The following is a 22,778-nucleotide window of genomic DNA, read 5'->3' on the forward strand; positions in this document are numbered from 1 at the left end:
CTTATCAGCCAACAACGATGTTCAGTAATTTTCCTGGAACATAGATGACTTTACGAACAGTCACATCTTCCAAGTATTTAGCAACACTGTACTCTTTTGTCGCCATTTCCTGAACATATTCTTTTTCTGAATTAGCCGGAACAGTGACTCGACCACGCACTTTACCATTCACTTGAACGATGATCAGCTTGGTGTCATCGACCATTGCTTCTTCATCAGCAACAGGCCATGGTGCAACATCAACGTCCTCTTTTCCACCTAATGCTTGCCACATAACAAAACAAGCATGAGGGATGATTGGAGAAAGCATACGAACAATGGCTTCTAATGCTTCTTGCATTAAAGCGCGATCTTGTTCTGTTTCTTGTGTTGCACGAGTTAATTTATTCATTAACTCCATAATGGCTGCAATCGCTGTGTTAAAGGCTAAACGACGACCTACGTCATCAGATACTTTCGCGATCGTTTTATGTAAGTCACGACGTAAATCTTTTTGTTCTTCTGTCAGTGCAGAAAGATCAAGAGACTGTGTCGCTCCTTTTTGAGAATGTTCGTGGACTAAACGCCATAAACGACGTAAGAAGCGGTTTGCACCTTCGACGCTAGATTCCTGCCATTCCAGTGTTAACTCTGGTGGAGCAGCAAACATCATAAATAAACGAACGGTATCTGCACCATAACGTTCAACCATCGTTTGTGGGTCGATACCGTTATTTTTAGATTTAGACATTTTGCTCATGCCAGCATAAGTCAGTTCATGACCTTCACTGTCAGTCGCTTTTATGATGCGGTTTTTCTCATCACGTTCAACGATAGCTTCAGCAGGAGATACCCAATGACGAGCACCATCTTCACCCGTGTGATAGAACGCATCAGCTAATACCATGCCTTGGCACAGTAAGCGTTTTGCTGGTTCATCAGAGTTCACTAAACCTGCATCACGCATCAGCTTATGGAAGAAGCGGAAATACATTAAGTGCATGATGGCGTGCTCAATACCACCAATATACCAGTCAACAGGTAACCAATAGTTAGCTGCTTTCGGATCTAACATGCCTTTATCGTAATCTGGGCAGGTATAACGAGCGTAATACCAAGAAGATTCCATAAAGGTGTCGAAAGTATCAGTTTCACGCAGCGCTGGCTGGCCATTGATCGTAGTTTTTGCCCACTCAGGATCTGCTTTGATTGGGCTGGTGATCCCATCCATTGTTACATCTTCTGGCAGGATCACTGGTAGTTGATCTTCAGGAACAGGAACAACAGTACCATCTTCTAAGGTTGCCATTGGAATTGGCGCACCCCAGTAGCGTTGACGAGAAACACCCCAGTCACGTAAACGGTAGTTAACTTTACGCTCACCAACACCCATTTGTGCCAGTTTATCTGCAATTGCGTTAAAGCCAGCTTGGTTGTCTAACCCAGAGAATTCACCAGAGTTAATCAGGCTATTTTTCTCGGTTAATGCACCTTCAGATAAGTCAGGTTGATTACCTTCAGCATCTGCAATAACAGCTTTAATTGGTAAGTTGTATTTGGTTGCAAATTCCCAGTCACGTTCATCGTGACCTGGGACTGCCATTACAGCACCTGTGCCGTATTCCATTAATACAAAGTTGGCCACCCAAATAGCGACTTTCTCTTTAGTTAATGGATGAATAGCATAAAGACCTGTTGCAATCCCTTTTTTCTCCATTGTTGCCATATCGGCTTCTGCCATTTTCATATTACGGCATTCATCAATGAAGTGTTGAACTTCAGGGTTATTTTGAGCAGCTTTTTGCGCTAATGGGTGACCTGCTGCAACTGCAACATAAGTGACTCCCATAAATGTATCTGGACGCGTTGTATAAACAGTCATGGTGTCGTCGCTGTCAGCAACATCAAATTTAATTTCGACACCTTCTGAGCGACCAATCCAGTTACGTTGCATGGTCTTAACTTGTTCAGGCCACTCATCTAACGTATCTAAATCGTTTAACAGCTCTTCAGCATACTCGGTAATTTTGATAAACCACTGTGGAATTTCTTTACGTTCAACAGGGGTATCACAACGCCAGCAACAGCCATCAATAACTTGTTCGTTGGCTAAAACGGTTAAGTCGTGTGGGCACCAGTTAACAGCAGAGGTCTTTTTATAAACTAAGCCTTTTTCATATAACTTAGTAAAGAACCACTGTTCCCAGCGATAATATTCTGGAGTACAAGTAGTGACTTCACGATCCCAATCGTAACCAAAACCCAGTTTTTTTAACTGGTTTTTCATGTAATTGATGTTTTCGTAAGTCCATGGTGCTGGAGCTGTTTTATTTTTTACTGCGGCACCTTCTGCTGGTAAACCGAACGCATCCCAACCAATAGGTTGTAAGACGTTTTTACCTAGCATACGTTGATAACGGGAAATCACGTCACCAATGGTGTAGTTACGGACGTGTCCCATGTGAAGTCGGCCAGAAGGATAAGGTAGCATTGACAGGCAGTAATATTTTTCTTTGTTATTATCTTCTGTCACTTTAAATGTATTGTTCTTTTCCCAGTGTTCCTGGATAGTTTGCTCTATATCTTCGGGACGATATTGTTCTTGCATGGCACCGATAATCCTATGGTGAATTAATGGCTACCGGAGGGTAACCGCTATTATGAAATTAAGACTTGCATAGCATAGCTGATTTTGTCTAATAGCCACAACTATTGATCTCAATGAAAGCCACTGTTTGCATAACTTTTTCAAGACAATTGCGAGATATCTTGGAAAGAGTTAAAGCAAAAAGACAATAAATGCGTATTTTGTGAAAAAATAATAGTGATGTTGCGAGAAAAGAAGATTGCTTAATATTTAATTGCGAGGTTAATCGAAATTATTATTTTGGGCTGACGTGCTAAAAAAAGCACGTCAGCAGAAGGGATGTGGGGATTAGTGCAGAATTTTAGCGAGGAAATCTTTTGCTCGCGCTGATTTTGGATTATCAAAAAAGTCATTTTTAGGTCTATCTTCCACAATTCGACCTTCATCCATAAAAATAATACGGTCGGCAACTTTTTTAGCAAAACCCATTTCATGGGTCACAACCATCATCGTCATACCTTCATTTGCCAGCTCTACCATTACATCAAGTACTTCATTAATCATTTCAGGATCAAGTGCTGATGTGGGTTCATCAAACAACATTGCAATTGGGTCCATACATAATGCGCGAGCAATGGCGACGCGTTGTTGCTGACCACCTGAAAGCTGAGCTGGGTATTTGTTAGCATGGCTTGCTAATCCCACACGTTCTAAGAGCTTTAACCCTTTCTCTTTTGCGGCAGTTTTCTCTCTATTAAGCACTTTAACTTGTGCCAGTGTAAGGTTTTCAATAATAGAGAGGTGAGGAAAGAGCTCAAAATGTTGGAATACCATACCCACTTTTGCTCGTAATTTAGCAAGATCAGTATGTTTATCATTTACTTTGATTTCATTAACAAGGATCTCGCCTTGTTGTATAGGCTCTAAGCCATTCACTGTTTTGATCAGTGTTGATTTACCTGATCCAGAAGGCCCACAGACAACAACAACTTCCCCCTTTTTAACTTCAGTGGAACATTCAGTCAGTACTTGGAACTGACCATACCATTTGGATACGTCTTTTAGGGAAATCATCTAGGTAGTCCTTTTTTTAAGAAAGTTCACTAACATCGAAGCGGCGAAGCTAATGACAAAATAAACAAAACCAGCAAAGAGGATCATCTCAACTTGTGTACCATCTCGCTCTCCAATATTTGCCGCTGTTCTGAAAAAGTCAGTAAGACTTAAAACGTAAACTAAGGAGGTATCTTGGAATAATACAATTCCTTGAGTCAGTAAAAGCGGGATCATGGCTCGAAAGGCTTGAGGTAAGATCACTAAACGCATTGTTTGTGACTTGGTCATACCTAACGCGAGTGAGGCTGAAAATTGCCCTTTGCTAACACTTTGAATGCCCGCTCTTATAATTTCAGAGTAATAAGCCGCTTCAAATAAAGAGAACGCTATCATTGCTGAAATTAAACGGATATCACTTTTCGGTGAAAGTCCTAGAACATTTTGTAATATGTTAGGCACAATTAAATAAAACCACAGTAATACCATGACTAATGGGATAGAACGGAAGGTATTAACATAAGCGGCTGCAAACCAGCTAATAGGTTTAAAGGTAGATAGGCGCATAACAGCAAGCACCGTTCCCCATAAAATACCGACCACAATAGCGGTGATAGTAATTTTTAGCGTGATTGCCATTCCATCGACTAAAAATGGTAGGCTTGGAACAACAGAACTCCAGTCAAATTCGTACATTATTGACCTCCCGTTGTGCCGGGTAAGCGAACGCGTTTTTCAAGCCAATGCATTATTAGCATAATGATGACATTGATAAATACATAGGCAAGTGTGATTGCTGTGAATGATTCATACGCTTTTGCTGAATAGTCGAGCAGTTTATTCGCTTGTGCCGCCATATCAATAAGTCCGATAGTAGAAGCAATCGCTGAGTTTTTTACGAGATTGAGCATTTCGGATGTCATTGGTGGAATAATGACGCGGTATGCATTAGGTAATAAAACATAACGATAGGTTTGGGGTAAAGTTAAGCCCAATGCTAAACCTGCGGCTTTTTGACCACGAGGTAATGAGTTTATTGCGGCTCTAACTTGTTCACACATACGCGCTGCGGTAAACAAACCTAAGCAGAGTGCTGATGAGACAAAAAATTGCACATTTGGCGCTAAGTCCATTTTAAACCAGTCGCCAATAGATTGAGGCAATAATTCAGGAATGACGAGATACCACGTAAAGAATTGAACAATAAGTGGTACGTTACGGAATAACTCAACATAAACAGTGCCTAAGCTTGAAAGCCACCGATTAGGTACTGTGCGTAAAATTCCGAATAAAGAACCGACAAGAAAAGCGATAACCCAAGCGCATAGAGATAAGGCAATGGTGACTTGGAAGCCAGAAATCAGCCATCCTAAGTATGTGGTGTTTCCGAATGGGGCTTCTTGGAAGAATATCCCCCAATCCCAATCAATCGACATGATTTCACCTCCGGTGAAAAAGAGGGGCAGGGAACGACTGCCCCAAACTTCACTGATCTGTCTGTCCAACAGATACTTTATAATTATTTATTTTGCATCAACTGCTTATGTGTTTTTAGTTCAACGCTTTATCATTTGGTGATGCAAATAATGCTTTCATTTCATCAGAGATGGTGAATTCTAAGTTAAGATTTTTAGGTGGAATTGGTGCATTAAACCAGCGACTGAACGATTTTTCTGCTTCACCTGATTTTTGTGCTTTAGCGATAGTTTCATCAATTAACGCTTTGAATTGAGCGTCATCTTTACGCAACATACAACCATATGCTTCTTCAGATTGTGGGGTTCCTACAATTTCCCACTCACCCGGTTTTTTCGCTTTAGCACGTTCACCCGCCAGTAATGCGTCATCCATCATAAAGGCAACAGCACGACCTGATTCAAGTGTACGGAATGAGTCTCCATGATCTTTTGCGCTGATAATGCGCATATTCATCTTTTTCTCATCATTTAACTTGTTGAGTAACATTTCGGATGTTGTTCCCGATGTTACAACAACGTTTTTACCGGACAGGTCAGCGAAATCTTTAATTCCACTGTCTTTTTTCGCCAGTAAACGTGTACCTACGATAAAAATAGTATTAGAGAAGCTAGCTTGTTGCTGACGAGCTTCATTGTTGGTTGTTGAGCCACACTCAAAATCAAATGTGCCATTTTGTAATAATGGAATACGATTCTGAGAAGTAATAGGAATGAGGCGAACTTGTAAGTTTGGTTTGCCTATTTTGTCTTTCACAGCCTGCACAATGAGGTTGGAATAGTCTTGAGAATAACCAACCACTTTTTGTTGATTATCATAGTAAGAGAAAGGAACAGAGGATTCTCTGTGTCCAACGATGATAATATCGTTGTCATTGATTTTCTTTAAGGTTCCAGTGAGTTCTTCTGCCTGCACAGCTCCTGCAGCCCCTAAGATCATTAATGATAATGCTAGTTTACGCATGCGCATAATAACTCCTGTCGTGGTGATAAGGGATATTTGTGTTTTGCTTTGTGTTGCTTTTTTGTTTTAATTTGTTTTGATAATGTTAATAGATAGAACAAATAACATACTGTTGGGAAGTGCAATTTGTGAAATACGAGAGGTATCTCTCAATAAAAGAATGAAATCAAATGTAGTTGATTATTTTTTTGGAAGTTGTTTTCAATATTTAAAATTATTGTAGTAGAAACCTTATAGAAATAAAGGTTAAAGATGAAAAATTGAGATAATGCGAAAAATAAACTCAGTAGGGATTTGTAAAGTTTGTCTTAAGGAGTTGTTTGTCTGTGGATTACCGTTAAGATAGCGGGTCATATTGATGAGGAACATCTATGAGTAATTGGCGGTCAGGTCGCTGGCTAGTGGTGATAACAGTTTTGCTGATCTTGTGTTGCATTGTTCAGCGTTCATTAGGTGCCCACATCATTAGTGAGCGCTTAGCAACGGCTGTCTCTCAAACACAATACCCACTATCAACACCGATTGCCGATGAGAATAGCGCAACAGAGCACACTTATTCACTGTCTACCTGTGAATTGAGCGCCAAATCATTATTATCTGTTCCTCCATTAACAATAGAGCCATTTTTCCATTCATGGGCAGTATTGCTATTGTTAAGCATGGCTGCCATCTATGTGTCGCGTCAGCGTAATCAGAAAAAACATCATCATCCACCTCCTCCAATCAGACTTCACCTTCATTATTGTATTTTGAGGGATTAGAAATTTCCTTTTAGCTAAAAGATTGCGCGTCTATTTTGGGCGTGGCTCTATGTGTAGCGTTGTAGGAATTTTTAGGGAGTTGTTATGTTTCGTTCTTTTGTTATGGCGTTGATATTAACGCTATTTACTTTATCTACCTCTCAAGCAGCAGATACAGGCTGGCTAACCATGCCTGATAATTCTCATGCACAAGTTAGGGCGACAGCACAAAAGTCCCCAGCAGGTGACGTGAAAGTTTTACTTGAGGTACAGCTTGAGTCTGGATGGAAAACGTATTGGCGTTCTCCTGGAGAAGGCGGTGTTGCCCCTGAAATTAATTGGTCGCAAGATGTAAGTGCAATAACTTGGCATTGGCCATCACCTTCAGCTTTTGATGTGGCGGGTATTCACACTCAAGGATATGACAAACAAGTTGTTTTTCCTATTGAACTATCCTCTGTTCAGGCTGATCGTTTAACGGGAGTTTTAACTTTATCGACATGTAGTAATGTCTGTATTTTGACCGACTACACTTTAGATTTGGATCTTACTGAACCGGTGCCTGCTGATTTTGAATGGCAATATAATCAGGCAATGGCAAAAATTCCTGTTGGAACAGGATTAGTATCATCAGTTTCTTCTGGTTATAACAATAGCCAACTCACTATCTCTTTACAAAAAGAGCAAGGTACTTGGGTTAAACCTAATATTTACCTCGATCCCCCTGAAGGTATGCTTTATGGCATTCCAAAATTAAACCATCAAGATAAAAACTTATTTGTCACCGTTGATGTGACTGATGATTGGGGAGATGCTGCTGGCGATATCTCTGGTAAGGTACTTTCTTTTGTTATTACTGACCAAGATTTTTCTCGCCAAGTTAATGACACGATAGGGCATGGCGGAGCGGAGATTGCTCCTACTTCCAATTCAGGTGTTGGGCTTTGGAGTATTCTTGCTTTTGCGCTATTAGGTGGCTTAATTCTGAATTTGATGCCTTGTGTATTACCTGTACTTGCGATGAAAATGGGATCAATTCTACATCTTGAAAATCGCGATAAAGGGGTTATTCGCAAGCAATTTTCTGTTTCTGTTCTAGGCATCTTAGTTTCATTTTGGGCGCTAGCTCTGTTTATGACAGGTCTGCGTTATAGTCAAGAAGCCTTAGGCTGGGGAATTCAATTCCAAAGTCCTTGGTTTATTGGTTTTATGGTATTAGTTACCGCTATTTTTACTGCAAATCTCTTTGGATTATTTGAACTGCGTTTAAGCAGTAACATGAATACCAAAATGGCAACAGCAGGTGGGCAAGGATACAGCCGTCACTTTTGGGAAGGTGCATTTGCAACTTTACTCGCAACACCTTGTTCAGCACCATTTTTAGGAACAGCAGTCGCTTATGCACTTATTGCGCCTCTAAATGAACTCTGGCTTATTTTTACCGCTCTAGGGATTGGAATGAGTTTGCCTTGGATCTTAGTGGCTATATTCCCATCTATCGCTAAAGCGCTACCAAAACCAGGCAAATGGATGAATCGCCTAAGAGTGGTTTTAGGTTTTATGATGTTATTGTCCAGTATTTGGCTAATTACATTACTTATTCCGCATCTAGGATTGCCAATCGTTATGGCTATTTTTATTGCCATTACTTTGCTTTTATTGTTAGCGATAGCGCGGCATTATGGCAAAAAAACGGTATTTATTTCAGCCGTTATTGCTCTCTTTTTAGGTACGGGTACTTACTTATTTGTGGAACAACCAGCAAGCCAAACACTCGCAGGTCAAGATTCGATAAATTGGCAACCTTTATCAGAAGAAGCGATACACCAAGCATTAGCAGACAATAAACGCGTATTTGTTGATGTAACAGCAGATTGGTGTGTAACCTGCAAAGCAAACAAATACAATGTATTATTGCGAGAAGAGATCCAGGCTGCACTTTCAGCGCCAGATGTTGTCGCATTAAGAGGGGATTGGACTAAACCCTCTGATAAAATCACTCAGTTTTTAAAACAACGTGGTCAAGTTGCAGTACCTTTTAATCAAGTTTATGGACCTTGCCATAAAGATGGCGTGGTTTTACCTCCTATTTTAAATAAAGATTCAACATTGACAGTTCTTTCAGAGGCTAAAGGAGCCCAATAATGAAAAAAACACTTTCTGCACTGGTTATCTCTTCGTTACTTTTTGGTGCAAATGTGCAAGCTGCGGCATTAAGTGCTGATCAGGAAAAAGAAGTTCGCGCGCTGGTTCGTGATACGTTGATCAAAAATCCAGAAATTCTGGAAGAAGCTATCACTGCATTACAAGCACAAAAAGCAGATGAGCAACAAGCTCAATTCCGTACTGCATTAAATGCAGAGCACGACGCATTATATAACGATGCAGCAAGTCCTCGAATTGGTGCAAAAGACGCTAAGTTAGTGTTGGTTTCTTTTACTGATTATAACTGCCCTTACTGCAAACGTTTCGATCCATTATTAGAACAAATCACAAAAGATTATCCTGAAGTTGCCGTGGTGATTAAACCACTGCCATTTAAAGGTGAAAGTTCTGCAAGAGCTTCGCAAGCTGTACTTTCAGTTTGGAAAGAAGATCCAAAAGCATTCTTAGCATTACACCAACGTTTAATGCAGAAGAAAACAATGCTAGATAATGCAAGTATTGATGATGCAATGAAAACAACCAATACAAGCAAAGTGAAATTAACGGATGAAAGCTTAAAAGCGTTACAAAATAACTTAGATCTTTCTCGTAAATTAGGTATCCAAGGTACGCCTGCAACGGTTGTTGGCGATATGGTTATCCCTGGTGCTGTTGATTACGCTCAGTTAGAAGTGATCGTAAAAGAGCAACTGGCTAAAGTGAAAAAATAATGCGCAGTCGCTTACGAAAGTGGAGTAAAGAACTGATTGTTCTGGTTGTCATTTTCGTTATAGCTTCTTTTGCAATGGATTGGTGGCGACAACCTACGCCACCCTCCTTAACGAATTTACCTGAACTTTATACTGTTGATAATAAAGTTGTTTCATTGGCTGAATTGAGTGCTGAAAAGCCCTTGTTAATCTATTTTTGGGCAACTTGGTGTGGAGTTTGTAAACTAACAACACCCGCAGTAAATTCGTTAGCGCAAGATGGTTATAACGTGACATCTGTTGCGATCCGTTCTGGTGATAACGCGAAGTTAGAGCGCGGTATTCAATCTAAAGGACTAGTTTTTCCTGTAATAAATGATAGTCGAGGGGATATTTCTCAACAGTGGGAAATTAGTGCAACACCTTCATTTATTATTGTTTATAAAGGTGAAATGGTCGGCTTTACCAGTGGTTGGTCATCTTCGTGGGGATTAAAACTACGTTTATGGTGGGCTTCTATCTAAATCAGCCATCAGAATTTTAGTAAAGAAAAAAGGGTACCGGGTATGCTGACAATAAAATAAATTATTTCATAAATAATATTTTTACGTCTGCGTTCAATTTTTGCTTCTTCGGTATTTTTGGCAATTAATGCCTTTTCATCGGCAATGCGTTTTGCAGTATTAATATGTATTGGCACAATATTAATAGGAATAACGGTTTGGTTATTTTTATTAGCGGAGGTTAATTGAGCTAATGTCCAGCCATATTGATGTTGTTTATCCCCAAACGCATTTTGCTGAATAACATAACCGTAATGATCTTTACGAAAACCTTTTTCTTCGTTATCACTGGAAATTTTATGTGCATATTGCCAATAAGATTGAATATTTACAGATGACTGAATTAATTGGGATAGAGCTGGTGGTTCAAGTGGAGTGACATTAACGCGTTTAGACTCGGCCTCTTGTTTTTGTTGATCGGTAACCGCTGTTTTCCAATGCACAGGTACAATGGTTTTATCTTCAATAAGTTGGCTAATTGACTCTGGTTGTTTTGATAATACCCAGCCAAATTCATGTTCTTGTTGATTGAACATCTGGCGTTGGATCCATTTATTTTCTTTATCCGTACGAAAGCCCTTTGTTTCATTATCTGTTGATATTTCTTTAGCTCTTTGCCAAATGGCATCAAGAATATGTTCAGGATAATTTTCCATAAAAAAGCTCTCTTATTAGAAAAAGCCCAACCTAATTAATATTAACTTAATAGGGTTGGGCTTTATTCATCTTAATTACGGCGTTTAATAAATGCGATGGTAAAAAATAATCCAACCAATATCCACAATGGTGTATTACCCCATTTGTAATAAGGGGTTAACCCAGTTGTTGGTGTGATTTTTTCCGCTAAAGCGCCTTCTTCAAATTGAGGAAGTTGAGAGATTACATCACCATTGGCAGCAATAAATGCGGTGATACCGTTATTTGTCGAGCGTAATAATGGTCTTCCTAACTCTAGAGAACGCATTCTTGCCATTTGGAAGTGTTGCCAAGGGCCAATTGAATTACCAAACCACGCATCATTAGAAATCGTTAATAAGAACCGTGTATCAGGTTTGAAATTAGCGCGAACTTGCTCACCTAAAATAATTTCGTAGCAAATCGCTGCGGTTATTTTGGCATCATTAACAGTAAGCTGAGGTTGTACATATTCACCTTGGCTTAATGATGACATCGGCAAATTAAAGAAAGGCGCAAGTGGGCGTAAGAGTGATTCTAATGGTACATATTCGCCAAAAGGAACAAGATGATGTTTATTATAGCGATCGGTTGCTGGGTATTGATAAGCATAGTGTTCACCTAATGTGATGACACTATTGTAGAAACGATAGCCTTCTAATGTCGGTCGAGCATCAATAATCCCTGTCATTAAATGGGTATCTTGCTCTCTTAATTGCTTATCTAATTCTGCTAAAAAGCTTTGTTGTTGAATTTCAACATCAGGGATCGCAGATTCAGGCCAAATAATGAGATTTGCATTACCAATAAAAGGGCGACTTAAGGTGAGATAGGTTTTTAATGTGCTCTCTAATGTACCCGGTTCCCATTTTAAAGATTGTGCGATATTACCTTGGATTAATGCAATTTCTTGCGTTTCATCAGGCAAAGGTTGATACCACTGATAGGATTTAAAGCTAATAGGTAATATTAATAAAAGCAGTGCAACCACAAGGCTGTAAATTGATTTACGATAGATTGTAAATGCAATTAATCCACTAATAACGGTTAAAAGCAGCGTTATCATGGTGACACCAAAAATAGGTGCAATACCTTTTAATGGGCCATCAATCTGGCTATAACCAAACTGTAACCATGGAAAGCCTGATAATACCCAACCTCTTAAAAATTCGGTGATTTGCCATAGTGCAGGGGCTGCAAATACAAATCGCCAGAGTGTTGGTTTTGGGAAAAACTTATTCAGTGATCCTGCGAATAACAGTGTGTAGAGTGATAAATAGAGTGCTAATAAAATCACTAAAAAGATATTTACTGCAAACGGCATACCACCAAAATCAGCGATACTGACGTAAACCCAATTTACACCGCTACCAAATAACCCAAATCCCCAAGCAAAACCAAGGAATGCACCTTGGCGAGTTGTCCGGTGAGTGATTATCAGTAATAAGCCGAGTAGTGAAATTAACGCCGCAGGCCAAAAATCAAATGGGGAAAATGCTAATGTGCCAATGGCACCGAAAAAAACCGCCAGAAGGGCGCGAACCCACTGGCGGTTTAAGAAAGAGATCTTATTCATTGATATCCTATGCATCATTACCTAGTTCAGGAATTGGCGCATCATCGGGGATATGCACATAAACCTGAATGATCTTACGGCTATCAGCCATAACAACTTTAAATTGGTAATTATCAATGGTAATAGTTTCACCACGAGCAGGAAGGTGACCAAAGGCTTGCATAACTAAACCGCCAATTGTATCAACTTCTTCATCGCTGAAATGTGTACCGAACGCTTCATTGAAATCTTCTATCTGGGTTAAAGCTCGAACTGAGTAAGCGTGACGACTTAACGGACGAATATCAATGTCATCCTCATCATCATACTCATCTTCAATTTCGCCTACGATAAGCTCAAGAATATCCTCAATTGTGACGAGCCCAGATACGCCTCCGAATTCATCGATCACAATCGCCATATGATAGCGTTGAGAGCGGAACTCTTTTAATAGGCGATCAACCCGTTTGCTTTCAGGCACAACGACAGCAGAGCGTAAGACTTTATCCATACTAAATGGCTCTGCGTCAGTACGCATAAATGGCAGTAGATCTTTCGCCATTAATAAGCCTTCAATATGATCTTTGTCTTCGCTAATGACTGGGAAACGGGAATGTGCTGAATCAATAATCACATCTAAACATTCATCAAGGGTTTGATTGCGTTTTAGTGTGACGATTTGAGAGCGAGGGATCATAATGTCCCGAACGCGTTGTTCAGCAATATCCATTACCCCTTCAAGCATGTCGCGGGTGTCAGGATCAATTAATTCTTTCTGTTCAGAATCGCGGATAAGCTCCATCAGATCATCACGGTTTTTAGGTTCACCGTGGAACCACTGATTAAGCAGTGTGAGAAACCCTTTCTTAGGACCAGGGTTATCGTTACTCGAAGATTGGTCGTCGCTCATGGCGTTTTAACTATTTTTCCTCATTGAATGGTTAATTAGATATAGTATTTATCATAAAAATAAGAGAACTGTTACTCTTTTTCAATCAAATAGGGATCTGCATAACCTAAATTTTGTAAGATTTCTGTCTCTAAACCTTCCATTTCTTCGGCTTCATCATCTTCAATATGATCATAGCCCAAAAGATGCAGACATCCATGAATAACCATGTGTGCCCAATGCTCTTCAACAGTCTTACTCTGTTCAACCGCCTCTTTTTCTACTACTTGACGGCAAATAATCAAATCACCTAATAGAGGCAATTCAATTTCAGGCGGTGCCTCAAAGGGAAAAGAAAGCACGTTAGTCGGTCTGTCTTTTCCACGATAAGTGAGATTCAATTCGTGACTTTCTGCTTCATCAACAATGCGAATAGTCACTTCACTTACAGGTTGAAATTGCGGTAATACCGCTTCCAACCATGTCATAAATTGGGCTTCAGTAGGAAGCCCTTGCGTATTTTCACTTGCTACTTGTAAATCAAGGATAACTTCACTCATGATTTTCTCTCTGAAGCTTCTCTTTTTCTGCTTTGATAGCTTGGCGACGTTTTTGATCTTCCGTTTCCCAAGCTTCATAGGCGATAACAATTTTGGCAACCACAGGATGGCGAACAACGTCTTCACTGTGGAAAAAGTTAAAACTTAAGTCATTAACATCAGATAAAACTTCAATGGCATGACGTAAGCCTGATTTATTGCCTCTTGGCAGGTCAATCTGGGTAATATCCCCAGTGACAACCGCTTTAGAGTTAAAGCCAATACGCGTTAAGAACATTTTCATCTGTTCGATGGTGGTGTTTTGGCTTTCATCAAGAATGATAAAGGCGTCATTTAATGTACGTCCACGCATATAGGCGAGGGGCGCGACTTCAATGACATTACGCTCTATTAGTTTCTCAACTTTTTCAAAACCTAACATCTCAAATAACGCATCATAAAGTGGTCGTAAATAGGGATCGACTTTTTGACTTAAATCGCCCGGTAAAAAGCCCAGTTTTTCACCGGCTTCGACCGCAGGACGCGTTAATAAAATACGACGCACTTCTTGACGTTCAAGGGCATCAACAGCGGCAGCAACAGCCAGATAAGTTTTCCCTGTACCCGCAGGCCCAATACCAAAAGTAATATCATGGGTCTGGATATTGGCAATATATTGTGCCTGATTTGGTGTACGAGGTTTTATCACACCTCGCTTAGTTCGAATATTGGTCGATTTCCCAAATTCAGGAACATGCTCATCACTTTGCTCAAGCACACGGCTTTCTTTGATTGCTAGGTGAATTTGTTCAGGATCGATATCGGGGATCACGCCTTTAATTGGCGAGGTTTCCACATACAGGCGACGTAAAATACTCGTGGCTGCATTGACACACAATGATTTTCCCGTAAGTTTAAAACGGTTATCACGATGATTAATCTCGATACCTAAACGGCGCTCAAGTTGCTTAATATTATCGTCAAATGGACCACATAGGCTCATTAAACGGGCATTGTCAGCTGGCTCTAAGAAGATTTCTTGGGTCGCTACCTGTGCATGTGCTATTACTGTCACTGATTATCCTTTTGTTAAATCTGATCAATTAAGGTTGGTAAACACCTACCCCTAATTCATCTTCTTTACGTGTACGTGCAATAACGGATTCTGGAGATTCGTGAATACGTAAATCCATTTGATCTTCCGTTCTAACGACTTTACCACGTAGTGAGTTGGCATAAACGTCAACAATCTCAACATCAACGAATTTACCAATCATATCCGGTGTACCTTCAAAGTTAACCACACGGTTATTCTCAGTACGGCCAGAAAGCTCCATCACATTTTTACGTGAAGGTCCTTCTACTAGAATACGCTGTACTGTGTTTAACATTGCACGGCTAAAGTTCATCGCTTGCTGATTGATGCGCTGTTGTAGCAGATATAAACGCTGTTTCTTCTCATCTTCACTGACATCATCAGGTAAATCGGCAGCTGGTGTGCCCGGACGTGCTGAATAGATGAAACTAAAGCTCATATCGAAATTAACATCCGCAATTAATTGCATGGTTTTTTCAAAGTCGTCTTGAGTTTCACCCGGGAAACCAATGATAAAGTCTGAACTTATCAGAATACCAGGACGTGCTTTGCGTAGTTTGCGAATGATGCTCTTATATTCAAGTGCAGTATGGTTACGCTTCATTAATGTTAGAATACGGTCAGAACCACTTTGCACTGGCAAGTGTAAATAGCTGACTAATTCAGGCGTATCTTCATAAACCGCAACAATATCGTCAGTAAATTCGATAGGGTGGCTGGTCGTAAAGCGAACGCGGTCAATACCATCAATTGCAGCGACTAAGCGAATTAATTCAGCAAAACTACAGATTTGACCATCAAAAGTGGCACCACGATAGGCGTTAACGTTTTGACCTAACAAGTTTACTTCACGCACACCTTGTGCCGCTAATTGAGCAATTTCAAATAGCACATCATCACAAGGACGGCTAACTTCTTCACCGCGTGTATAAGGAACTACGCAGAAAGAGCAGTATTTGTTACAGCCTTCCATGATGGAAACAAAAGCTGAAGGGCCTTCAGCGCGAGGCTCTGGTAAACGGTCAAATTTTTCGATTTCAGGGAAGCTGATATCGACAACTGGGCTTTTAGTCCCTTTAACCTGATTAATCATTTCAGGCAAACGGTGTAAAGTTTGTGGTCCGAAGATAATATCGACACACTGCGCACGTTGACGGATGTATTCACCTTCTTGAGAAGCAACACAACCGCCGACGCCAATGATAATATCGGGTTTATTATCTTTAAAATATTTCCAACGTCCTAACTGATGAAAGACTTTTTCTTGTGCTTTCTCACGGATAGAACAGGTATTTAGCAGTAGAATGTCCGCATCTTCGGCGACATCGGTTAACTGATAACCGTGGGTGCTTTCGAGTAGGTCTGCCATTTTGGATGAATCGTACTCATTCATCTGACAGCCCCAAGTTTTAATGTACAGTTTTTTTATCGTCGACATTGTGTAAATCCGGTATTTTCAGTGAGACAATAGCTAATCATTGGAAAACGTTGCGTGTAATAAGCCAATAAGGCGGTTATTGTAGTCATTTGTGTGGTCAGTGACTAGAGCAAGTCGGCGCTAATTCTCTATGGCGTTTAGTTTAATAGAAATAAACTGAAACAGCGCTTACCTATTATTTAAAGTAATGAGTTATGGCATAACAATGATGAGTAATGTAAAAAACGATTTTGATGCAATCATCGCTGGTGGCGGGATGATTGGCGCTGCTGTTGCAATTGGGCTGGCGCAAGAAGGATTGCGTGTTGCAATGATTGAACGACAGTCTCCAGCACCTTTTGATGCGTCATCTCATCCTGATATCCGTATTTCTGCGATTAGTTGCGCATCCGTTAGTCTATTAAAACAATTAGGTGCATGGCAACATGTTTTAGCTATGCGTTCTGCGCCTTATCTTACCTTAGAAACATGGGAAGAAGAAAATGCCCATGTGATTTTTGATGCTAAAAGCCTAGGTTTACCTGAATTAGGGTATATGGTTGAAAACCGAATTTTGCAATTAGCGCTTTGGCAAGAGGCTGAACGTTATAGCAATATCACCTTATTATGTCCAAATAGTCTAAGTAAAATGACTTATTTAGATGATAAATGGAAAGTAACGCTTTCTGATGGCAGTGAAGTCACTACAAATTTAGTGGTAGGTGCGGATGGTGCAAATTCTCAAGTGCGCCAATTTGCGGGTATTGGCAGCAATGGCTGGCAATATCGCCAATCTTGTATGCTGATCACGGTGAAAACAGAATTACCTCCTGAAAAAGGTACATGGCAACGTTTTTACCCTTCAGGGCCTCGTGCTTATTTACCGCTTTTTGATAATTGGGCTTGTTTGGTTTGGTATGACTCGCCTGACAGAATTAGAAAACTGCAAAATATGTCGATGGCGCAGTTAGAAAAAGAAATTCAACATGCTTTCCCAGAGCGATTAGGCAAAGCGACACCTATTGCAGCTGGTTCATTCCCATTAACTCGTCAGCATGCAAGTCGTTATGTTGATAAAGGGATTGTTTTGTTGGGAGATGCGGCTCACACCATTAATCCATTAGCAGGACAGGGCGTTAACTTAGGTTATCGTGATGTGGACTGTTTCTTAGACTTAGTGGCTGAGGCTAAAAAACATTTCGAGCCTTGGGATTCAATGGCGTTATTGAAAAAATACCAGCGCCGTCGTATGCCTGATAATCTAGTTATGCAAGCGGGTATGGACGTATTTTATCACGCCTTTAGTCACCAATTACCGGGTTTAAAAGTCGTTAGAAATATTGGCCTTTTAGCAGCACAACATGCAGGAAAAGCGAAAGAAGCGGCATTGCGTTATGCGTTAGGTATTAAATAATTAGAAATGCGATGATCTGAGTTGGATATCAACAATAAGATCATCGCATAATTGTTACGCTTTTAAATGCTTGGCATGAAAAGCAATATGCTCACCAATAAAACTCGCCACAAAATAGTAACTGTGATCGTACCCTTGATGTAAATTCAATTGATAAGGGAACTGTTTTGTATCGCAAGCTTGAGCAAATAATTCAGGCTTCAGTTGCTCTTGATAGAAAGGATCATCGAGTCCGACATCAATACGCATAGGTAACACACTTTCTGCTTGGTTAATTAATTCAACCGCATCATATTGTTGCCACTGTGTCGTATCATCGCCTAAATAAGCGCTAAACGCTTTTTTACCCCAAGGAACAACTGATGGTGCCACAATTGGAGAAAACGCTGACACACTGCTGTAGCGTGCCGAATTTCGCAATGCAATCGTTAATGCACCATGTCCACCCATTGAATGCCCACTAATAGCACGTTGATGAGTCACAGGAAAATGCGTTTCTATTAGCGCTGGAAGTTCATCAACAATATAGTCGTACATATTGTAATGAGCATTCCATGGCGATTGTGTCGCATTAAGGTAAAAACCAGCGCCTTGTCCTAAATCATAAGCACTATCATCAGCGACATTTTCACCGCGAGGGCTAGTATCAGGTACCACTAAAACAATACCGTGTTGTGCTGCAAATTGTTGAGCACCTGATTTAGTAATAAAATTTTGCTCGTTGCAGGTTAAGCCTGATAACCAATATAAAACAGGGTATTTTTGCTCTTCTTCCATAGGAGGAAGATAGATAGCAAATTTCATCTCACAATTTAACGTCTTTGATGTATGTTGATAAACTTCTTGCCAACCACCAAAACAGGCGTGACGTTCAATCCTTTCCATTTTGACTCCTTTAAAAACAAAGACAAACCTATGAGACATAGGCTTGAGAATGATTAATCGAAATGAATAACAGTTCGGATTGATTTACCTTCGTGCATTAAATCAAAAGCTTCATTAATTTTGTCTAACGGTAGTTTATGGGTAACGAAAGGCTTAAGTTCGATATTACCTTTCATTGCATCCTCAACCATACCGGGTAATTGGCTACGGCCTTTAACACCGCCAAAAGCAGTACCTTTCCATGAGCGCCCTGTAACTAATTGGAATGGACGAGTTGAGATCTCTTGCCCAGCACCAGCTACACCAATAATAATGGATTGACCCCAACCACGATGCGCACTTTCTAATGCAGCTCTCATGACATTGACGTTTCCAATACATTCAAAAGTATGGTCAATACCCCATTGTGTCATTTCAACAAGGACTTGCTGAATAGGCTTGTCGTAGTCATTAGGGTTTAAGCAGTCAGTTGCACCAAACTGGCGCGCTAATGCAAATTTTTCAGGATTTGTATCGATAGCAAAAATACGACCTGCTTTGGCTTGTCTTGCACCTTGAAGAACGGCAAGACCAATACCGCCTAAACCAAAAACAGCAACAGAGTCACCTTCTTGTACTTTTGCCGTATTGTGAACTGCACCAATACCGGTTGTTACGCCACAACCTAATAAGCAAACTTCTTCGTGATTGGCTTCTGGATTGATTTTTGCCAGAGAAACTTCAGCCACTACAGTGTATTCGCTAAAAGTAGAGCATCCCATATAGTGATAAATAGGTTGTCCGTTGTAAGAAAAACGTGTTGTCCCATCTGGCATTAAACCCTTACCTTGCGTTGCTCTGACTGCAACACATAAGTTTGTTTTGCCTGATTTGCAAAATAGACATTCGCCACACTCGGCAGTGTATAGAGGAATAACGTGATCGCCCGGTTTAACACTGGTGACACCTTCACCGACCTCGACAACCACACCAGCGCCTTCATGACCAAGAATAGCAGGGAATACACCTTCAGGATCATCACCTGAGAGTGTAAAAGCGTCTGTATGGCAAACACCTGTATGGCTGATTTTTATGAGTACTTCACCTGCTTTTGGTGGCATCACATCAACTTCAACGATTTTTAAAGGTTCTCCTGGTCCAAATGCGACCGCTGCACGAGATTTCATGGTGTATCCTTTTTTTGTTATTAACGCAGGTAAGTGCGGATAAGTGAAATGGCATCATCAACGGAATTTTTTTGATCTTCAGGAGAAGCGACAGCATCCATAAGACCTTCACGTAAATGACTTTCGAGCACACCTGCCATCAGACCGTTGATAGCACCTCTGATGGCGGCAATTTGTTGTAATACCTGACCGCATTCATTTTCATTTTCAAGGGCAGTTTCTAATGCAAGAAGTTGCCCTTTAATTTTTCTTACGCGAGTTAACGCGGCTTTTTTTTCTGCTGGTGAGTGTGGCATACATAATCCTTAAATATACTATGGGGGAGTATAGTATCTAGGGAGATATATGTACAGAGAGATCAAGAAAGTGTGAAATGATGAGAATAAATAAAAATGATGGTGTGGGGAATGTTAGCTTTTGAGAGCAGAGGTGTCAGAAGATAAAGGGGTGATGAAGTTGAGAGAAAAGACCGAGACAAGAAAAACGTAAGAGACAAAAACAAAAAAGACCCGCAATGCGAGTCTTATCTGTTGATTTCGTGATTAACACGTTAGTAATCAATGGTGCGGGAGGCGAGACTTGAACTCGCACACCTTGCGGCGCCAGAACCTAAATCTGGTGCGTCTACCAATTTCGCCACTCCCGCAACAACTTGGAGAAAAAAAGACTCGCTCAGCGAGTCTCTCTTTCAAAATATGGCTGGGATACCAGGATTCGAACCTGGGAATGCCAGGATCAAAACCTGGTGCCTTACCGCTTGGCGATATCCCAAAAAATGGTGGCTATGACGGGATTCGAACCTGTGACCCCAACATTATGAGTGTTGTGCTCTAACCAGCTGAGCTACATAGCCGTATTGAATCTAGCTATCTTTCTTTTAAAAGATGGCTGGGGTACCAGGATTCGAACCTGGGAATGCCAGGATCAAAACCTGGTGCCTTACCGCTTGGCGATACCCCATCCGCTAATTCAATTGTCAACACACTTATTTATCAGAAATATGGCTGGGATACCAGGATTCGAACCTGGGAATGCCAGGATCAAAACCTGGTGCCTTACCGCTTGGCGATATCCCAACTGATAAATTCTTGACGAGGTTAAAATGGTGCGGGAGGCGAGACTTGAACTCGCACACCTTGCGGCGCCAGAACCTAAATCTGGTGCGTCTACCAATTTCGCCACTCCCGCAAAAAGATGGTGGCTATGACGGGATTCGAACCTGTGACCCCAACATTATGAGTGTTGTGCTCTAACCAGCTGAGCTACATAGCCATCTTTTTTTGCATAACCTTCGTCGGCGTTGCGGGGCGCATTATGCGTATTACAGACAAATCCGTCAACTGCTTTTTGCATTAATTTTCGAGAAACGTGTCCGTTTGCTCGATGGTTAATCATTTTGTCGAAAAAAGATCCAAAAAACAACCTTATTGATGAAAAATATCTCAAAGAATAAAGCGCAATAGTGTGTGAATAAAAAGAAAAAACAAAGCAGTAAGAGAAATGATATTAAGTCAAAGAGGGAAAGGATGGGGAATAATGAGTATAAAAAAAGAAATGAGGTGAGAAACTCACGCTACATTTCTTTTTCTTTGAATATTACTGATTGAATTTTAGACTTATTTCACAATGAAATTCAGAAAAGTATACATTCAACGCAAAAAGTATAATTTATCAACAATAAATTACTTTTCTAATAGCTGTTGAAGCAATTCTCCGTTAAGCATTGCGCGTTTAGTCAAGGCAAAAGCCCCTATGGCAGAACGATGATCAAGCTCTGATGTGACGACAGGAAGCTCTTCTCTGAATTCTTTTAATACTTGTGTATTAATGCAACTTTGAATTGAGGGAAGTAAAACTTCAGCTGCTTCAGTCAATTCACCCGCTAAAACCACTTTTTGTGGGTTAAATAGGTTAATGGCAATTGCAATAGCTTTACCTAAGTGTAAACCCACTTGTTTGATGGTTTCGACTGCTAGCGGGTCATTTTTAACAGCGGCTCGACAAATATCTTGGATTTGGCACTGTGTTGGCGATAAATACTGGCTTGGATAGCCTTGCTCTAATTGATAGCGTACTTTCGCCTCGATTGCTGTATTGGATGCAATCGTTTCTAAACAACCAAAGTTACCACAATGGCAACGTTCACCTAGAGGGTCGATTTGAATATGACCAATCTCTCCTAAGTTACCACGTTGGTTGAGCAGAATTTTATTATTAATAATAACACCAGCACCTGCACCCCGATGGATACGGACGAGTAATGAGTCTTCACAATCTCTTGTAGCACCAAAATAGTTTTCAGCTAAAGCTAGGCTTCGAATATCATGTCCTGCATAACAAGGCAGACTAAAGCGTTTTTCTAAGCTATTTACCAAAGCCCAATTATCCACTTTCATATGAGGCATATAACGAACAATGCCTTTATTTGGATCAACAAGACCGGGTAAGATCACGGAAATTGAAATAAGCTCACGAATACGACGCTGATTTTGTTTAATAAAATCATCAATTGCATTGATAAGCAGCGCTTCAACTTCATTTTGAGTACTTTGTTCTAAAGGGTAGTGTTGCTCAATGATGACTTTTCCACTTAGATCATAAAGAGCAACAGTGGCATCATTACGCCCCAATCGCACACTGACTGTATTAAAATTGCGGTGTTCAACAATAATAGAAATTGCGCGACGTCCACCTGTTGATGCTTGTTGATCAACTTCTTTAATTAAGCCTCGTTCAAGCAACTGACGAGTAATTTTAGTCACACTGGCTGGTGCTAGCTGGCTTTGTTCGGCTATTTGGATACGGGAAATTGGCCCGTGTTGATCAATCAGTCGATACACAATCGCACTGTTAAGTTGTTTAACAAGATCGATATTGCCAATTTGCGTTTCAGTGTTGTTATGACTCATCAGCATATACATCCATT

The 22,778-nt window shown here is 40.5% G+C and carries 20 protein-coding genes and 7 tRNA genes; 5 read left to right on the forward strand and 22 right to left on the reverse strand.

Going from position 1 to position 22,778, the window contains the following annotated elements:
• Positions 1-4: 4 nt before the first annotated feature.
• From leuS to D7029_RS05215, 5 genes are all read right to left on the reverse strand, one after another.
• On the reverse strand, positions 5-2,587 hold the full coding sequence (gene leuS, locus D7029_RS05195) for a leucine--tRNA ligase (RefSeq protein WP_194952036.1): 2,583 nt from the start codon (positions 2,585-2,587) through the stop codon (positions 5-7).
• A gap of 327 nt (positions 2,588-2,914) precedes the next feature.
• Positions 2,915-3,640: an amino acid ABC transporter ATP-binding protein gene (locus D7029_RS05200; RefSeq protein WP_098943889.1), complete on the reverse strand. Its 726-nt coding sequence runs from the start codon at positions 3,638-3,640 to the stop codon at positions 2,915-2,917.
• Positions 3,641-4,315, reverse strand: coding sequence for a glutamate/aspartate ABC transporter permease GltK (gene gltK / locus D7029_RS05205; RefSeq protein WP_006537724.1), 675 nt, complete (start codon positions 4,313-4,315; stop codon positions 3,641-3,643). It lies immediately after the preceding gene.
• The gene (locus D7029_RS05210; protein ID WP_069370058.1) at positions 4,315-5,055 is read right to left on the reverse strand and encodes an amino acid ABC transporter permease; all 741 of its coding nucleotides are present in this window, start codon (positions 5,053-5,055) and stop codon (positions 4,315-4,317) included. Before D7029_RS05210 ends, gltK begins: the two co-directional genes overlap by 1 nt.
• 115 nt (positions 5,056-5,170) lie before the next feature.
• Positions 5,171-6,064: an amino acid ABC transporter substrate-binding protein gene (locus D7029_RS05215; protein WP_165125263.1), complete on the reverse strand. Its 894-nt coding sequence runs from the start codon at positions 6,062-6,064 to the stop codon at positions 5,171-5,173.
• A 365-nt stretch (positions 6,065-6,429) separates the two neighbouring features.
• Here D7029_RS05215 and D7029_RS05220 point away from each other — a divergent pair, with 365 nt between their 5' ends.
• From D7029_RS05220 to D7029_RS05235, 4 genes are all read left to right on the forward strand, one after another.
• Positions 6,430-6,819 carry a metal resistance protein gene (locus D7029_RS05220; RefSeq protein WP_088493445.1) on the forward strand — a complete coding sequence of 130 codons (390 nt, stop codon included), beginning with the start codon at positions 6,430-6,432 and terminating at the stop codon, positions 6,817-6,819.
• Positions 6,820-6,903: 84 nt separating this feature from the next.
• Positions 6,904-8,943 (forward strand): protein-disulfide reductase DsbD family protein, encoded by a 2,040-nt coding sequence (locus D7029_RS05225; protein WP_194952037.1) that lies wholly within the window; start codon positions 6,904-6,906, stop codon positions 8,941-8,943.
• A complete protein-coding gene (locus D7029_RS05230; RefSeq protein ID WP_194952038.1) occupies positions 8,943-9,674 on the forward strand; it encodes a DsbA family protein in 732 nt (243 codons plus the stop codon). The genes D7029_RS05225 and D7029_RS05230 overlap by 1 nt, the downstream gene beginning before the upstream one ends.
• Positions 9,674-10,177 (forward strand): protein disulfide oxidoreductase, encoded by a 504-nt coding sequence (locus D7029_RS05235; RefSeq protein WP_194952039.1) that lies wholly within the window; start codon positions 9,674-9,676, stop codon positions 10,175-10,177. Before D7029_RS05230 ends, D7029_RS05235 begins: the two co-directional genes overlap by 1 nt.
• An 8-nt stretch (positions 10,178-10,185) precedes the next feature.
• Here the strand turns inward: D7029_RS05235 and D7029_RS05240 are convergent, their stop codons facing one another.
• From D7029_RS05240 to miaB, 6 genes are all read right to left on the reverse strand, one after another.
• Positions 10,186-10,872: a hypothetical protein gene (locus tag D7029_RS05240; RefSeq protein ID WP_194952040.1), complete on the reverse strand. Its 687-nt coding sequence runs from the start codon at positions 10,870-10,872 to the stop codon at positions 10,186-10,188.
• Between the two features lie 71 nt (positions 10,873-10,943).
• Positions 10,944-12,467, reverse strand: coding sequence for an apolipoprotein N-acyltransferase (gene lnt / locus D7029_RS05245; protein WP_194952041.1), 1,524 nt, complete (start codon positions 12,465-12,467; stop codon positions 10,944-10,946).
• Between the two features lie 7 nt (positions 12,468-12,474).
• Complete coding sequence (gene corC / locus D7029_RS05250) at positions 12,475-13,356, reverse strand: CNNM family magnesium/cobalt transport protein CorC (RefSeq protein WP_023581153.1); 882 nt, start codon at positions 13,354-13,356, stop codon at positions 12,475-12,477.
• Positions 13,357-13,427: 71 nt separating this feature from the next.
• Entirely contained in the window at positions 13,428-13,895 is a 468-nt protein-coding gene (ybeY, locus tag D7029_RS05255; RefSeq protein ID WP_075671597.1) for an rRNA maturation RNase YbeY, read from the reverse strand.
• Entirely contained in the window at positions 13,888-14,949 is a 1,062-nt protein-coding gene (locus D7029_RS05260) for a PhoH family protein (protein WP_194952042.1), read from the reverse strand. Before D7029_RS05260 ends, ybeY begins: the two co-directional genes overlap by 8 nt.
• 28 nt (positions 14,950-14,977) lie before the next feature.
• Entirely contained in the window at positions 14,978-16,408 is a 1,431-nt protein-coding gene (gene miaB / locus D7029_RS05265) for a tRNA (N6-isopentenyl adenosine(37)-C2)-methylthiotransferase MiaB (RefSeq protein WP_075671599.1), read from the reverse strand.
• 205 nt (positions 16,409-16,613) lie between these two features.
• Here miaB and ubiF point away from each other — a divergent pair, with 205 nt between their 5' ends.
• On the forward strand, positions 16,614-17,801 hold the full coding sequence (gene ubiF / locus D7029_RS05270) for a 3-demethoxyubiquinol 3-hydroxylase (protein WP_194952043.1): 1,188 nt from the start codon (positions 16,614-16,616) through the stop codon (positions 17,799-17,801).
• 54 nt (positions 17,802-17,855) lie between these two features.
• Here ubiF and fghA read toward each other — a convergent pair whose 3' ends face one another.
• The 11 genes from fghA to nagC form a co-directional block, all read right to left on the reverse strand.
• Positions 17,856-18,686 carry an S-formylglutathione hydrolase gene (fghA, locus tag D7029_RS05275; protein WP_194952044.1) on the reverse strand — a complete coding sequence of 277 codons (831 nt, stop codon included), beginning with the start codon at positions 18,684-18,686 and terminating at the stop codon, positions 17,856-17,858.
• A gap of 53 nt (positions 18,687-18,739) precedes the next feature.
• The gene (locus tag D7029_RS05280; protein WP_088493436.1) at positions 18,740-19,852 is read right to left on the reverse strand and encodes an S-(hydroxymethyl)glutathione dehydrogenase/class III alcohol dehydrogenase; all 1,113 of its coding nucleotides are present in this window, start codon (positions 19,850-19,852) and stop codon (positions 18,740-18,742) included.
• 20 nt (positions 19,853-19,872) lie between these two features.
• Positions 19,873-20,148: a metal-sensing transcriptional repressor gene (locus tag D7029_RS05285; protein ID WP_036938507.1), complete on the reverse strand. Its 276-nt coding sequence runs from the start codon at positions 20,146-20,148 to the stop codon at positions 19,873-19,875.
• A gap of 265 nt (positions 20,149-20,413) precedes the next feature.
• Positions 20,414-20,498, reverse strand: a tRNA-Leu gene (locus D7029_RS05290).
• A 50-nt stretch (positions 20,499-20,548) separates the two neighbouring features.
• A tRNA-Gln gene (locus D7029_RS05295) sits at positions 20,549-20,623 on the reverse strand.
• A gap of 5 nt (positions 20,624-20,628) precedes the next feature.
• A tRNA-Met gene (locus tag D7029_RS05300) sits at positions 20,629-20,705 on the reverse strand.
• Between the two features lie 32 nt (positions 20,706-20,737).
• Positions 20,738-20,812: transfer RNA gene (locus tag D7029_RS05305), tRNA-Gln, on the reverse strand.
• 41 nt (positions 20,813-20,853) lie between these two features.
• Positions 20,854-20,928: transfer RNA gene (locus D7029_RS05310), tRNA-Gln, on the reverse strand.
• Between the two features lie 27 nt (positions 20,929-20,955).
• Positions 20,956-21,040, reverse strand: a tRNA-Leu gene (locus D7029_RS05315).
• A gap of 7 nt (positions 21,041-21,047) precedes the next feature.
• Positions 21,048-21,124: transfer RNA gene (locus D7029_RS05320), tRNA-Met, on the reverse strand.
• A gap of 410 nt (positions 21,125-21,534) precedes the next feature.
• Entirely contained in the window at positions 21,535-22,767 is a 1,233-nt protein-coding gene (nagC, locus tag D7029_RS05325; RefSeq protein ID WP_088493435.1) for a DNA-binding transcriptional regulator NagC, read from the reverse strand.
• Positions 22,768-22,778: the final 11 nt, after the last annotated feature.

The organism is Proteus vulgaris (genome assembly GCF_016647575.1).
Taxonomy (GTDB): domain Bacteria; phylum Pseudomonadota; class Gammaproteobacteria; order Enterobacterales; family Enterobacteriaceae; genus Proteus; species Proteus mirabilis_B.

What these genes read in the sequence shown, in the direction of transcription:
- leuS (WP_194952036.1), bottom strand. Translation starts at nt 2,587, where the DNA reads ATGCAAGAACAATATCGTCCCGAAGATATAGAGCAAACTATCCAGGAA.
- D7029_RS05200 (WP_098943889.1), bottom strand. Translation starts at nt 3,640, where the DNA reads ATGATTTCCCTAAAAGACGTATCCAAATGGTATGGTCAGTTCCAAGTA.
- gltK (WP_006537724.1), bottom strand. Translation starts at nt 4,315, where the DNA reads ATGTACGAATTTGACTGGAGTTCTGTTGTTCCAAGCCTACCATTTTTA.
- D7029_RS05210 (WP_069370058.1), bottom strand. Translation starts at nt 5,055, where the DNA reads ATGTCGATTGATTGGGATTGGGGGATATTCTTCCAAGAAGCCCCATTC.
- D7029_RS05215 (WP_165125263.1), bottom strand. Translation starts at nt 6,064, where the DNA reads ATGCGCATGCGTAAACTAGCATTATCATTAATGATCTTAGGGGCTGCA.
- D7029_RS05220 (WP_088493445.1), top strand. Translation starts at nt 6,430, where the DNA reads ATGAGTAATTGGCGGTCAGGTCGCTGGCTAGTGGTGATAACAGTTTTG.
- D7029_RS05225 (WP_194952037.1), top strand. Translation starts at nt 6,904, where the DNA reads ATGTTTCGTTCTTTTGTTATGGCGTTGATATTAACGCTATTTACTTTA.
- D7029_RS05230 (WP_194952038.1), top strand. Translation starts at nt 8,943, where the DNA reads ATGAAAAAAACACTTTCTGCACTGGTTATCTCTTCGTTACTTTTTGGT.
- D7029_RS05235 (WP_194952039.1), top strand. Translation starts at nt 9,674, where the DNA reads ATGCGCAGTCGCTTACGAAAGTGGAGTAAAGAACTGATTGTTCTGGTT.
- D7029_RS05240 (WP_194952040.1), bottom strand. Translation starts at nt 10,872, where the DNA reads ATGGAAAATTATCCTGAACATATTCTTGATGCCATTTGGCAAAGAGCT.
- lnt (WP_194952041.1), bottom strand. Translation starts at nt 12,467, where the DNA reads ATGAATAAGATCTCTTTCTTAAACCGCCAGTGGGTTCGCGCCCTTCTG.
- corC (WP_023581153.1), bottom strand. Translation starts at nt 13,356, where the DNA reads ATGAGCGACGACCAATCTTCGAGTAACGATAACCCTGGTCCTAAGAAA.
- ybeY (WP_075671597.1), bottom strand. Translation starts at nt 13,895, where the DNA reads ATGAGTGAAGTTATCCTTGATTTACAAGTAGCAAGTGAAAATACGCAA.
- miaB (WP_075671599.1), bottom strand. Translation starts at nt 16,408, where the DNA reads ATGTCGACGATAAAAAAACTGTACATTAAAACTTGGGGCTGTCAGATG.
- ubiF (WP_194952043.1), top strand. Translation starts at nt 16,614, where the DNA reads ATGATGAGTAATGTAAAAAACGATTTTGATGCAATCATCGCTGGTGGC.
- fghA (WP_194952044.1), bottom strand. Translation starts at nt 18,686, where the DNA reads ATGGAAAGGATTGAACGTCACGCCTGTTTTGGTGGTTGGCAAGAAGTT.
- D7029_RS05280 (WP_088493436.1), bottom strand. Translation starts at nt 19,852, where the DNA reads ATGAAATCTCGTGCAGCGGTCGCATTTGGACCAGGAGAACCTTTAAAA.
- D7029_RS05285 (WP_036938507.1), bottom strand. Translation starts at nt 20,148, where the DNA reads ATGCCACACTCACCAGCAGAAAAAAAAGCCGCGTTAACTCGCGTAAGA.
- nagC (WP_088493435.1), bottom strand. Translation starts at nt 22,767, where the DNA reads ATGCTGATGAGTCATAACAACACTGAAACGCAAATTGGCAATATCGAT.